The sequence below is a fragment of the Acidovorax sp. Leaf160 genome, assembly GCF_001424265.1.
Taxonomy (GTDB): domain Bacteria; phylum Pseudomonadota; class Gammaproteobacteria; order Burkholderiales; family Burkholderiaceae_C; genus Paracidovorax.
In genome coordinates this window covers 179,579-192,753 of record NZ_LMOV01000023.1, presented here as the reverse complement: position 1 = coordinate 192,753, position 13,175 = coordinate 179,579, and the positions used below count along the sequence as shown (strand labels likewise).

Sequence of the window (13,175 nt, the reverse complement as noted above, 5' to 3'; positions counted from 1 at the left end):
ATGCCCGCCCATGGTCCCGTGCATGCCAGCGTTCGCCCCCCCGTTCCATCGGCCGGGCGGGCGCCCTGGCTGCTGCCCTCGCTGCTGCTGGGTGTCATCGCGGGCACGGCCTTGCAGCTGCAGCAGACCGCGTTGTGGCCTGCCTGGGGCTATGCGGCCCTGGCGGCCGGATCGCTGCTGGCGGGCGGTGTGCTCGGCGGGCGGCGGCGCGCCCATGGGCTGCGGCATGCCGGGGCGCTGGTGCTCGGTGCCGGCCTGGTGTTCGCCCTCTGCGGCCTGCGCGCGGGCGGGTTCCTGGCGCACGCGCTGGACCCGGCGCTGGAAGGTCGTGACGTGCGCATCACGGCCCTGGTGGCGGCCATGCCCCAGCCGCTCGAAGGTGCGCTGCGCCTGCCGCTCGAAGTCGAGTCCGCCCAGCTGAACGGCGCTGCGGTGCGGGTGCCGGAGCGGATCGACGTCTCCTGGTACTTCGGCCCGTTCATGCGGGACGGGGGTGCCGGCTCGCTGGCCGGGGCCGTGGCGGAGCTGCAGAGGCCGCCGCCGCCCACGGTGCGTGCGGGCGAACGCTGGGAGCTGACCGTGCGCCTGAAGGCGCCGCACGGTGCGCGCAACCCGCACGGCTTCGACTACGAACTGACGCTCTGGGAGCAGGGCGTGCAGGCCACAGGCTATGTGCGCGCCGGCCCGCGCGACGCACCGCCGCGGCTGCTGGCAGCCACCGCCCGCCATCCCGTCGAGCAGGCCCGCCAGCGGGTGCGCGACGCCATCCTGCAGCGTCTGGCCGGCCCTGCGGCAGCAGCCTCGCAGACAGGCGACGCGGACCGCGCCGCCCAGCGTGCGGCCGGCGTGGTGGCCGCGCTGGTCACGGGCGACCAGCGCGCCATCGACCGGTGGAGACCGACAATCAAGTTCTACTCGGAGCTTCTCTCTAGAGCCTGCTTTTTGGCGCTGGCTGCCTGACAATTAGTTCTACTTTGGTGCGTGGTCCTGCCTCCGCAGAATTTACAAAGGAGTTCTACGCTAGCGGCGACTTGTCGGCTACTTGGATAGGCTAGGTATTCGGCGGATAACCGTTACACGGGTGCGGACAATAGTCAACAGCTCACGCTCAACAGCGGTTGCCTACAACGGGCGATGGCGTGAGCGAAGCTGGCTAAGTAGCATTGTATTGACCATAAGAGCAGCCAACGTGGGCTATTCTTCCAAAGAAGAAGTCAGCCTGCTAAGGTGTCCAGATAACTACAACGACCAGGGAAATGTCGAACTTTAAGAAGTACCTTGCTTCATTGGAGCGCTGTAGAGAGATTGCCCGCCTAGAGCATCAGTTTGTCACGCATGCCTTCAGAGGCTGCGATAAGGTGGTAGAGAGGCTAGAACACGCCTATGCCACAGTCGTCAAGCGAGTTCCCAAGGAGGGCAATGCCGGGGCTAGCGCAAGCCTCGCGCAGCTACAAGACACGCTGAAGAGCTCGTATACCACCATGCGTGCGGCACGGCTTATAAATCTACAAGCAAAAGTTGAACAGAACGACTACTTCAATGTGATGTTGTTCGGTCGGACAATGTCAGGAAAGAGCACCCTTCGCGAGGCTCTGACTGGCGGCGATGGCTCCACCATCGGCACGGGCGCGCAACGGACAACACTTGATGTCAAACACTACGAGTGGAACGAGCTTAGGGTCGTAGACACACCCGGGTTCGGAGCCGTTGAAGGTGACGAGGACACCAAAAAGGCAAGAGAGACGCTTGAGCGAGTTGACCTTGTTCTTTTTCTTCTGAGCAGTGACAGCATCCAGGAGTGTGCATTTAACGAGCTGAAGCACATAGCGGAGCGGAATACGCCGCTTATCTTCGTGCTGAATATGAAGAAGAACCTGGAAAGCGAAGGGAATCGCCGCCGCGCGTTGAGGTCGCCAGAAAAGGTCATTTACAAGCCTGACGAGATTCAAGGACATGAGGAGCGACTTCGGTTCTTGGCGGGGGAGGCGGGCCTAAACCCTTCGCAAGTACGTGTCATCCCAATTCATGCCCAAGCCGCGTTTCTCGGCACGCAAGCCTCAGGCCTTGAGTCTGAGGAGCTCCGAGAACTCGGAAGGCTTGACCAGCTACTCGGCACCATCTGCCAAGATGTCCAGGCAAATGGACCGATTCGGCGCATACAAAGCTTCTTGGACTCAGCCTTGCTGCACGTGGTCCAACAGCTAGCACTCTTCACCGCTCAGCGCGACAGGCTTGAAAAGCTGAAACCCGAATGTGAATCGGGTGCAGAGCGAATCGCTACGTGGCGCAGGCAGCTATCAACCTCGGCCCCGAAAAAGGTTCGAGCATCCGTAGACGCAATTTACAAGGAGCTTGAAGATTCGATTCCTGACTTCGTAGATGCGAATGCTGAAAGAAGCGATGTTGCTGACCTATGGAAGGTGCATGTCAATCGGCTCAATGTACAAAAGAGAATCGAGGCTACGGCTCAATCTTTGGCTATGGAAGTGAAGGAGGGACTCCAGAGTTTCTCTGACGAGATGCATGAAGGTTTGGAATTTTCTGCATCTCATGAAAATTCCCCGGAGGTGAAGGGCTTCGATGAGTGGGACTACAAGCGCATAAACGGCTGGACTTCGGCAATCGTTGGTGGGCTTGGCGCTATTGCTTTCGCCATGTCGTGGAACCCTATCGGGTGGGCTGCCGCAGGCATTTCACTTGCGTTCTCTTTTTTTGGCTACCTTTCGGATAGTAGAACTTCAAAGCTAAGTGCAGCTAAACGGAAGATGGAGGAACGACTTCGTGAGAGCGTGGAGGAGACGAAGAAAGGGTGCCGAAAGGCCCTATCCGCATGGATTCTATCGGACCTTCTAGATGGCATGGTCGGATTTGCGGAGCGTCGGCTAAATGCCATTTTAGAGGGAATTCGAGAATTCGAAAATGCGCTTGAAGAAGCTCAGTATCAAATCGATGAAGTTCAAGCGGATATTAACCTTCGCTTGCTACAGCGTGTTGCGACGGTGATATCGGGGCGGAACAACTCACTTCCGCCGGCTCGCAGGCTCGTTCGAACGCCGGGCTATGCAAGCTACTTACTCACGACCGAGCGCTTCCGGGACGTTGAGTTGCTTAGGCGGATGGGCTCAGTCTTGAACGAGCGCATTGAGGTAATCCAGGAAACTTCGAAGCAAGACGTTTTAATGTATTTGTTTCGGGGGCTCGTTCAATACGTCGAAGTCAAGAGTATCAAGGAGGCGGTGCTCTACGCCCCCGCTGCGAACATTGGAAAAATCACAGGAAACCGCGGTCGACGGATTCGTCTCGCCGCAGCACTCACCGCTTGTCAATTAAAGATTCAGGCAATCAAGGGAGATACGCATGCAGGACTTCATCTACAACCAACTCAAGGCTAAAGCCGCTGAGCTCGAAAAGGCTTGCCGTCTTCAGGTTGACCCAAATTACGTTTGCAATAACTCTGAAGAGTCGAAGTTGAGGATTGCATTTGTCGGGCAATACAATGCCGGGAAGTCATCCTTGGTGAAGATGCTCACTGGCATAGAAAGCATTGCCATCGGCGCTAACGTTACCACAGATAGCTCCAGAGACTACAACTACAAGGGCCTTCATATCGTAGATACGCCCGGAATTCGAGCGGGCTACAGTGTTGCACATGATGAAGCGGCCTTCACAGCGATTGCGAAAGCCGACCTGCTCGTCTTTGTTATCACTAATGAATTGTTCGACGAAGTTCTCAAGGTCGAGTTTAAGAGGTTGTGCTTCGAACTTCATCGTGAGAAGGAGATTCTTCTTGTTATTAACAAGTCTCAGAACGATGCTGGCACTAAACAAACCAAACTCGATGGTATCGCTTCGGTTCTTCAGCCGCTTATTCCTGAAAGCTTTCCCATCATTTTCACCGACGCAGCGTCCTACTTCGAAGCTCTTGACGAAGACGATGAGGGGGAGAAATGGGAACTGCTTGAGCTTTCAAATCGCAGCGGCCTGATGGCAGCTATTGACAACTTCTCCGCAGAACGTGGTCTCTACGCGCGCCTGACAACCCCGCTGCAGGGAGCTTTGGAGGACCTACAAACCGCTCTTGAGAAATTGCAGCCAACAAGTCCCCTTGAAGGCGGCGCCATTTCATTGATGAGGCAAGTAAAGCGTCTACTCCTAGAAAGTCGTCGCAGCTTTGAAAAGAGCGCTACGGCCATCATCGAAACCACGCACAGCAAGATTATTCGAGAGGGGTCCGCGTTGGCCTCGCTCGTCGGCGGTTCCGCCGACGACTTCGAGCGCACGCAGGCCAGTGCGGCTGCAACTTGCAAACGTGCTGGCGATGACGCTAATACTGCAATCTCGGACCAGCTACAGGCGGATTTGAAAGACCTTGAAGATAATCTTGAAGTGCTTGCTAAATCCCCTATGGCCAAGCGAGTCATGGAGGCTTTGGGTGTGGTTGATTCTGATAACTATGCCTCCATGAAGGACTCAGGCCTTATCTCTCACAGTCCAGTTAACGACAAGCCTTTCGATGCTGCTTTCGGGAAGAGCATCACAGAGAACGCGCAGAAGGGTCTCGCCCTTATAGCGAAGAGCGCTGTCGGAAACTCTGCCAAGGAAGGGCTAAAGGGCGTCTCTGGCAGCGCGCTACACGAGACCGTTAAGAAAGTTGGGGAGCTAGTCGGTTACAAATTTAAAGCTTGGGAAGCAGTAAAGATTGCCGACTACATCGGGAAGGGGGCGAAGTTCTTAGGTCCGGTTATGGCCATCGCCGGCATAGGAATGCAGTTCTATTCTGACCGTCAGGAGGTAAACGCAGAAGGGAAGATGGTCGAGGCACGACGAGAGATTCGCCATGGCTTCTTAGCCTATGCTGAGGCTACGAAATCAAACCTTCAGTCTGCCGTCACGGAGTACCTTAAGACTGGGTACGACGTTCATATTGATTCAGTAGAAGTTGAGCTCAACGCCATTCTTCAGAGAGATGCGAGCCAGTCTCTTGAGAAGCAGGGGCTGGTGGACCGCATAAACAGCGTGACCGATTTCTTAAATGAGGTTCGAGAGAAGACACCTTGGAGGTGACTTTCTTGGACCAAGTAATTGGATTTGGCATAAAGCGGCTGCTCGGTCTAGTTCTCTGTAAATCTCGTCCTGAAGCTAGTTGCCGAGACGATGAGTCCGACTGAGCGCGCCTGAGGAGAGCCGGGAGGCGGGAACGGGCACCAGCTTTGGAGTTCACGTAGTGCTTCTGCTAGATTTTAATCATTTTTGGGGAGTATGCTTTGGAACGTCCCCGCTCTTGGAAAAAGGTTCATTGTGCCTCCAGCATCACCAAGGTTGAAAAAGACACTCCTCAAGCCGTTAAACAAAGGAAATGCTCTCCGGTACTACGTTCCTGCTGCCAAGAACACCAAGCCGGCGCCGCCTGTGCCGACGACGGGGGCTAAGAAGACCGTCAAGGCGTTCCAGTTTTTTAAAACCAAATTCAAAGAGGTCCGGCGGTCTCCATTCGGACCGATGTTTCCCCTGCCAGCTCGTAAAGTGGTACGGGACATTGAAGTAATTCAGGCAGCTCTAGAGTGCGGCTATGGAAAGCGTGTTGACTGGACTGCGATGCTTGTCCTGAATTCTAAGGAAGCACAAGAGCTGACTAACTATCTCGTTGCTCGTCTTGGGATGCTCCTCGCGTGCATTCGAGTGGATGGCAAAGATGCTCGAGCGTTGAGAGAGTTTTACAAGAAAATGGAAAGCTCGGAGAAGACCGCCATTTCTTTTCTCGCCGGCAGCATTGGGGCGTACATTGCTGCTCGGCTGTGGCTCAAAGCTGCGGGAGAGCGGATGGAAGCTTTTCTCCATGTTGGCATCTACACCAAGTCCATTGCAGGCAATGCTAGCCTTGTCAGCTATTTCTCGGCAGCTAACAAATGGCCAGACTACTTGGTTAAGTCCGCATCGGGGCAGTGGCATGTGTTTGAGAGCAAGGGCGGTGCTAAGCGAAGTCGCTGGCAGCGTCTCGCGGAGGGCTTGCATCAGCTTCAAGGAATGCCCCACATTGGGTGGGCGGGACAACCCGCAGTTCCCGCAACTTCAGTTGTCTGCGTGCATACGAGCGTCGATGCCGGAAAAGATATGCAGCTAACCGTTGTTGACCCCCCGCCCGACGATAACCTCCCCTCGGAGCGACAGCCCTTGGAAATCATCGCACCGGTAGCAACGTTGATGAAGTTTCTTGAAGCCGTTCAGCAGTTTCGCTCGCTTACAGATACTGCACTGGATAGTCAGGTGGACGGCAGTGATGTTTGGGTCGAGCAAGATAGCCGGCAATTCCAAGGTGTTCGCGTTGGTTTACCTCGAAAATTTCTCGTGTATGAAGAGAAAATCCGGGTACAACTAGGTTTGTTTATTGCAGTACGTGACGCGTTGGAGGCGGAGGATTCTGGTTCGGAACGGTTCAACGTCGCGTTAGACCGTCGACTTTCGGGGGCTGTGAAAGTCTCGCGTGGAACCCCGGAGAGAGATAATGTCGAGGCACTGGTTCTTCTTTCGAGGGACCGGGCGGCTATTCTAGATTCTGTGTGCAATATGCTTGGATTGGACCGATTGGCCGAGGATGTAAGGGAAATCGTCAAGGAAGCGGCAGAGACTTATTTTGAAGATGATGAGAATGCGGTGCTGACCACAGGCGGTCTTCGATTGCAATCCGCAGGATGGCGGGACAGCAGTCGTGAGCTAGACCAAAAGGGCGAGCGTCCGCGAGCTTAGAAAACCAGTTCAATACGGCGTATTAGCGAATACCAGCGCTGTAATGCAAGGGGGTATTGGAGCGCTTAAACCGCTGCCTCCTTAGGACTAGGAAGTCGGCACTAGCTTTGATTAGCCGCTAAGTGGGATTGCGTCCCCCTCGAGCGGCTGCGGCTCAGCCATGCATTCTGGTCGGATGACTGCACTCGGTCCGTGAATGTGTTTGGTATCACCCCGGTCAAACTTAATTTGCATCCGGAACTGGCCTAGCTTTCCCTCGGAGTAGAGGCTCTCAATGACACCCGCGCCAAATAGGCGGTGGACAAAACGGGAGCCAACCCCCAAATCACTTTCCCCGACCAAACTGAGGCTAACGTCTTGAACGGAAAAACCGGGCTCTTTCAGACGAGCTTGGGCCCTCGCCAGTTCTGCCGCGGCGGCTTCGGAGTCCGCAGCTACTTGGACATGAACGGTTCTTGTCTGAACCAATTGAACCTTGGCGTTGAAGTACTTGGTCATCAAAGCGATTCCCTTAAGTTGGTCAGGGTGCGGGGCGCGGCTATCGGGAAACTTCAAGCGAGGCGCAATGCACGAGCAGCGACCGGAAGGTATAGCCACTGCTCCGCTACCGGCGTCCCCGTGGCAACAACCAGAGCCTGCGCATATGCAGCGAGTTGAGGGCCGTGTGCCTGAACCAGTTGCTCATTCCGGTCGGCACTACCGGGGTTGGATTTGTGGTCGACAAGAATCCATCCATTGGCAGACTGCACCAGCAAGTCGATACGGCCCCTCACGCGCGTTCCATCTGGGCGATTCGCTTCAATCGGAACCTCGACGAAGGTAGGGCATCCTGGCCACCGCTCGGCGCACCACGTACGGAAGGCGTTGAGCTGAGCGACAACTGCGGCGTTGTCGACGGTGTTGCCTACGCCCCAATTGCTGAGAATGCTGCTGACATCGGCCTGCTTCACCGCTCCTCGTGCACCAGCCCGAGCGATGCAGTGATGGACTGCTGTCCCCAGGTCGGCCATGTCCGGTTTTCCCGTCAGCGCAATACGAATGCCGACGTCTGCGGTCTCCGCAATGGTGAACTGCCCGCCAACGGCACTACTCGGGCGATACCACAGGGGCGCTGCGGATGCGAGAGGCCGCCGCGTAAACCAATGACGGTCTTGCGGTGCTCGCGCTGGCGGCTCGGTTGCGCATTCGTCTTTGTTCCAGTCCTTGGATGTTCGTGAGCACCGCTGGCCATCAGCAAGCACCACCTCCTCGGTCGGGCCAAACAAAATCTGACTTGCGCCCGGTACCTCATCCACCCAACTGCGTACTGGCCCGGATTTCCTGGCGATGGACACCAGGACGTTCACATCTCTGGCACGGGTCAAGCCGACATAGAGCAGGCGCTTGTTTTCCACCTCGGCGTCTTTTTGCATGGAGACCCCGGTCGCACTTGCTTCCGCGTTGGCAACTGCTTGTGGGGCAGCTCGCTTACCCCAAGTCTTCGGCCAGCAGTGAATGAAGCGATTGCCCAGTGGCATCTGCGGGTCAAAGGCACCTTCAGTTCGCGCACGCACATTCCAAAGCGCACTTCTGGCGGTCTCGCCAAGCGCGGAAAGCACAACGACCGGCCATTCCAAGCCCTTGGACCCATGGTAGGTGAGGACCGTGACTGCGTTGTCTGCTGTCGCGGCCCGGCCATCGTCCTCCGCTTCCGCGGCTGCATCGAGCCACCTGAGCAGTCCACTGACCGTCGCAGGTCGCTTGGCCGCGATGCATTCGTCTTCGTAGGCTTTGCCGAGTTCCACCAGTGCTTCAACGTTGGCCAATCGGTTGTGGGCCTCATGCGGAGAGTTAGACCATTGGGCGACAAGCTGTGCAACGTGCGACTCTGAAGCGGACAGGCGTAGAGCTTCCAAAGGTGTCAAGGATGTGAAGGCCGAGCGCAGTTCTTCGAGACGTGCAAGTAGTGGATGTGCTGATTCACCGTGCGTCTTCCATTCATGAGCTTTGACATCGGGCTGCCCGAGGTAGTTGAGGCGGTCCGCCAGCCATGCGTCTACCGGGATGCCGTCTGCCAACGTCAGCACCAGAGCGGATGCAACCGTGTCACTGACGTCATGCATGCGGCGCAGACACGCCAAGACAAAGATGGCCTCCGCTGTTCCCAGCAGGCCGGCGCGAGGACTTGCGGAAGGGATGCCCCACTGGGTGAGAGAAGTGACTGCCAAGTCCACTTGGTCGTGTTTTCGGCAAAGGACCCCGATGTCACCTGGTTGGACTGCCCGAAGAGTTTTGGTCGCCTTGTCTTCCACCTGTATCCCGGAACCAAGTAGCTCCGCTACGGCTTGGCCCAATGCCAGGTAGTCCGTGCCGTTCTTGCTGCTCTCAAAGTTCCAGTTCAAAAGCGACGGCTGGTTGGGGAGGTCCTTGCGGTCGGGTTGCAGCTGAACGTCCTGAGGTGTCAGGTCCGGCAGGAAGGCGCCGCCGAACACTGCATTCGTGAGCGAGACCAAGGCTGGGGTCGACCGTCGCGAGGTAGTCAGGGGGGCACCAATAGTGCCGCCCCAACCCGGAATCGCTCCGATGATTCCAGAGATAAGGCTGGCATCGGTTCCGCGAAAGCCGTAAATCGCTTGCTTGGGGTCGCCAACCCAGATTGAACGCTTGGCCAGCTTGGCGAATTCCACGAACAGAGCAAGCTGGAGAGGGCTTGTGTCCTGGAATTCATCGACCATCACCAGGTCGAGTTCGTCAGCCAATATCTCACGGACGCTTGCGTTTTCTCGAATCGCGCGCAGCAACAGCACTTCCTGGTCACTGAAATCTACGGCGCCCAAGGTCTTCTTGGCCTCCGCATAGGCATCCAGGGCATCCGCTGCTAGATTGAATACTAGCTCCAGATACCGCCGCACGTCGGCGTGGAAGGCCGGATGGGATTCGTGCGCCTGAGCTGCAGCTTTCACGGGCTCTAGAAAGTGCTTCACCTTGGCACCGGCGTCGATACCCGCTGCACCAATCCAATCGGGCCACGACCATCGGTCTTCGCGGAACGCTCGCTCGAACTTCTGCAAGTCACCCAGCCCATCTTGGAGGTTCTTGGCCACTTTGGCGCCAGCCGCGACTTGCGCATCAACATAGGCGGCTACCTCTTGGCGTGCGGTTGCCACTGCTGCGGCTAAAACCGCCGTCGGGTCGCCACCAGCGGTCGGCGCAGGCCAGTTCGCAAGCATTTGGTCTGCGTTGCTTGGCCCCATCGTCCGCAGCACTGCGGGCGCAACGTCGTTGTCCAGGGCCGCCTTGACCACATCCTTGACGGTCTTGGCCCAGTCTTCCTGTTCGATTCCAAATCTACGCGTGAGCTGAACAAACTCGGACTGGCCCACAGGGGCCAGAGTCTCAGCAAGTGATGTTTCGAGCAGCCGTTTCGTCTGCCCTTCGCTGAGAACAGTCTGGTCAGGGGACAGCCCCAACTCAAAGCAAAACTGCTTGAGCATCTGGCCGCAGACACTGTTCACTGTTCCCAGCCGGGCTTGTCCGATAGCCGTGGCAAGGTCAACACGGCCTTTCTCCAGCAACCATGACCGAGCGCGTTCGCGCAGCTCCGTGGCGGCCTTCACCGTAAACGTCGTTGCCAAAATGGCATGGGGCCGGGCAGCACCGGACTCGAGGGCCTGAGCGAGGGTCTCAGTCAACTTGTAGGTCTTGCCGCTACCGGCGCCCGCGCTCACAAATTCGATGTTGTTCATCACTCCCATCCTCCCAGCAACACAAGGTAGTCCCGGTCCCATTGGCTGGGGCCTTTTACCGGCAGCGTGCCCTCGGGACCGTTGTAATCGTCAGCCGGCCCATGCGGAACGACTTCAATTTGCCCTGCGGTGAACTGGCCAGTTCTCCAGGACCAGGTCGCTTTTGCCCGGTCGAGCAGTGTGGCGACCGTAACGTCCTCGGGAGGAGGTGTGAATTGCGCCTGCGGGAAGAGGCCCGAATGCGAGATGAACAGCGCACCGCTTTCCAGGATGAAGAATCCCAGTGCCGCAGGTGCAGTTCCGGTCTTCTGCTCGACCAAGCTGGAGTACAGGGCCAGCTGGAGGTGGCCGCCCTCGCGCAGCATCCGAGCGTAGTGGTTGTCTCCGCGCCACTTCATGTCGAGCGCGACAACTTTGTTGGCAGGTAGTTCGACCAGAAGGTCAATTTTGCCGGTCAACGGGACTGGTCCGAGTACGCCATCGAATTCGGCCTCGGCTTGAACGCGGACTGCCTTGGCTGCACGCAGATGGTTCAAGAGTGAGCAAATAGCGCCTTCGCAGGTCATCTGGAAGCGCTGCAGTCTGATGCCAGCGCCTTGCATCAAGAGAACGGCACCTTCTGTGCGGAGAAGCTCATCGGCCTGAGCACGGAACCAGTCCTTGGCTTGCTGATTCGTCCAGTCCAAGACATCGGCTTGCGCAAAGAGCTTGTCGAAGACGCGGTGGGCGAGGATGCCGAGAAGGCGGTTGTCTTCTTCGACTGCAAGAATGGACGTTGGGTTCAACCGGGCAATCCGCTTGAGTGCGAAGAGAGCGGGCGCGTTGAACAACTCGTTGAGTGCCGTGTAAGACTGTGGATTGGTGGACAGCTTCAGCGGCTCGGGTAGTTGGATATGCCGTTGTACTTCCGGAAATTGGAGCGATGCCACCTGCTCGGTCAGGCTTCCGACAAGCTGGCTGCCACATGCAGTATCGAGGTCCAGGGCCTGCGCTTCAAAGTCTGGGATGAGTTGTTGAAGGAGTTGTCGTACCGGATGGACTTCCCGACCTGGAGGGGGCGACACCATCACAAAGCGCTTGCGGGCGGCCAACAGAGGACGTAGCCATTGCATTGCCAGGGCCGACAACTGCTTGACGGGGTCCCGCAGCTCGACGCCCAGCTCCTTCAATGCTTGGACTTCAGCGCTTGACCAAGGGAGCTGCTGCACCAGCATTGGAGTCGAAGGCATCCACCAGATAACCTCGTCAGCCGGCTCGATACAAGCTGCCGCACTGTTCGCAGAGCGCAGGCAGCCAACCTGTGAAACCGCGCCAGGGTTAGATGCGCCTTTTGGCGTTGCATGGGCCACAAGCTGTTCAATTTGCCTGGGCATCAGTGTCGCGACGCCTTGTCGGGAAAGTTCGCAGAGGCTGTCGAAAACAGCTGCGCACTGGCGATGCGCAGGTGCGAACGTGGCCGCTATCGAGGGGTCGCCAGATAACCTGCGGCGCATAGCTTCTTTGAGCCTGTCGACTCGCGCGAGCAGTGCATCCAAGGGCGCACCCTGATGGCGTGGCCAGCGTTCGCTTTCAAGCCAGAACTCGATATCGACCACCAGAGCTGCGCCATCTTTGTCCGCCGCAATCTTGTTCTTGGCCTCTACCCATGCTGCTCCCCCAATCCCCGGTTGTTCCGCGACGGCTTTCGCGAGCGTAGCGCGCACCTTGCGGCTAAACGGTCCAACTGGATGGGTTAGGAAGTCGACCAGGCGGCCGACGTCGAGAGGTGCCCAGCACATCTCTAAGGCCAGACTCAGGGCCTGTAGAGCCGGTCGAAGCTGGCTAGGGTTCTCAAAGCCACAATTGACTCCGCCGGTGGCGACCAAGGTGGTGTCGAGCGAGTCCCCATGGTTTTCCGCGAGAACCAGCCGGTCGACCGGGTGGGCTGCAGCGTGCGCACTGAGCCAGTGCTCAGCTGTCGAAAAAGAGAGTGTTCGAATGAGCTGCACGCTGCCGTCCGCAATGGGGGACATCTTGCTTGGTGGCTCTTGTCCCGACATGACGAGCATCGCTTTTTCCTGCAGGGCTCGCAATGCTCCTTCTCCATGAGGAACTGCAGGGTTGGCTTTCACATCTGGCAAGCACGACAGCACTCTGCGCCACAGGAGAGGAAACTCCTCGAGTGGGTCAACAAGTGAGACAGAGGTAATCGGGTTGGGGCCTGTCGCCTTGAGCGCCTGTTCAACCAACAACAGCCGGGTGGCTTCACCCGGTGGCATGTCCAAGGCGGTCGTTTCGACCATGGCCAGTTCTTGAAGCCGAGCAGGATGAGACGCCTGCGCTGTTCCCTGCCACCCCCCAAGAAGCCACTCATCGCGCCAGGACAGGAGCTTTACCGCTGTGCCAACGCTGTCGACTTTCATCGAGGCGCTGTAAAAGCGGGTTCCGTTGTCATGGCGCTGCAGATGCCCCATATAGACCGCCACACGCTGTGCTGCCGCGACCTCGGGTCTAGCCAAGCCAAGGTACGTTTCCAGCAATGACAGAAAGCCGAGTCGCCCAACAACAGGTGCGTTGAAGGAGCTCTGCGGCGAAGGGCCCTGTCGGGCATCAAGGTTCAAACCGAAGGTGACATGCATGGCGCGTGAAGCAAGTAGCGCAAGCACATCGGAGGATGCGCCTACGCGGTCTAAGCAAGGGGCAACATCAGCAAGTTCCGTATTCCAC

Annotated in this window: 7 protein-coding genes; 4 read left to right on the top strand and 3 right to left on the bottom strand. The window is 57.6% G+C overall.

The annotated features are described in order from the left end of the window. The 4 genes from ASF94_RS11425 to ASF94_RS21290 all read left to right on the top strand — a co-directional run bounded on the left by ASF94_RS11425 (nt 1) and on the right by ASF94_RS21290 (nt 6,744). Nucleotides 1-960, top strand: a complete 960-nt coding sequence (locus ASF94_RS11425) for a ComEC/Rec2 family competence protein (RefSeq protein ID WP_056666044.1) — start codon at nt 1-3, stop codon at nt 958-960. 296 nt (nt 961-1,256) lie between these two features. After that, nucleotides 1,257-3,392, top strand: a complete 2,136-nt coding sequence (locus ASF94_RS20850) for a GTPase (protein ID WP_082493204.1) — start codon at nt 1,257-1,259, stop codon at nt 3,390-3,392. Next, entirely contained in the window at nt 3,358-5,064 is a 1,707-nt protein-coding gene (locus tag ASF94_RS11420; RefSeq protein ID WP_056666041.1) for a GTPase domain-containing protein, read from the top strand. The genes ASF94_RS20850 and ASF94_RS11420 overlap by 35 nt, the downstream gene beginning before the upstream one ends. Before the next feature lie 255 nt (nt 5,065-5,319). Further along, nucleotides 5,320-6,744 carry a hypothetical protein gene (locus ASF94_RS21290; protein WP_156382511.1) on the top strand — a complete coding sequence of 475 codons (1,425 nt, stop codon included), beginning with the start codon at nt 5,320-5,322 and terminating at the stop codon, nt 6,742-6,744. A 111-nt stretch (nt 6,745-6,855) separates the two neighbouring features. On the opposite strand, the gene ASF94_RS21285 is transcribed toward ASF94_RS21290, so the two are convergent. From ASF94_RS21285 to ASF94_RS11415, 3 genes are read right to left on the bottom strand one after another with little or no spacing between them, the layout of a single operon-like run. Further along, on the bottom strand, nt 6,856-7,242 hold the full coding sequence (locus tag ASF94_RS21285) for a hypothetical protein (protein ID WP_156382510.1): 387 nt from the start codon (nt 7,240-7,242) through the stop codon (nt 6,856-6,858). A gap of 53 nt (nt 7,243-7,295) precedes the next feature. Next, entirely contained in the window at nt 7,296-10,469 is a 3,174-nt protein-coding gene (locus ASF94_RS20845) for a UvrD-helicase domain-containing protein (RefSeq protein WP_162244640.1), read from the bottom strand. Further along, the gene (locus tag ASF94_RS11415; RefSeq protein ID WP_056666039.1) at nt 10,469-13,087 is read right to left on the bottom strand and encodes a PD-(D/E)XK nuclease family protein; all 2,619 of its coding nucleotides are present in this window, start codon (nt 13,085-13,087) and stop codon (nt 10,469-10,471) included. Before ASF94_RS11415 ends, ASF94_RS20845 begins: the two co-directional genes overlap by 1 nt. Nucleotides 13,088-13,175 lie beyond the last annotated feature (88 nt).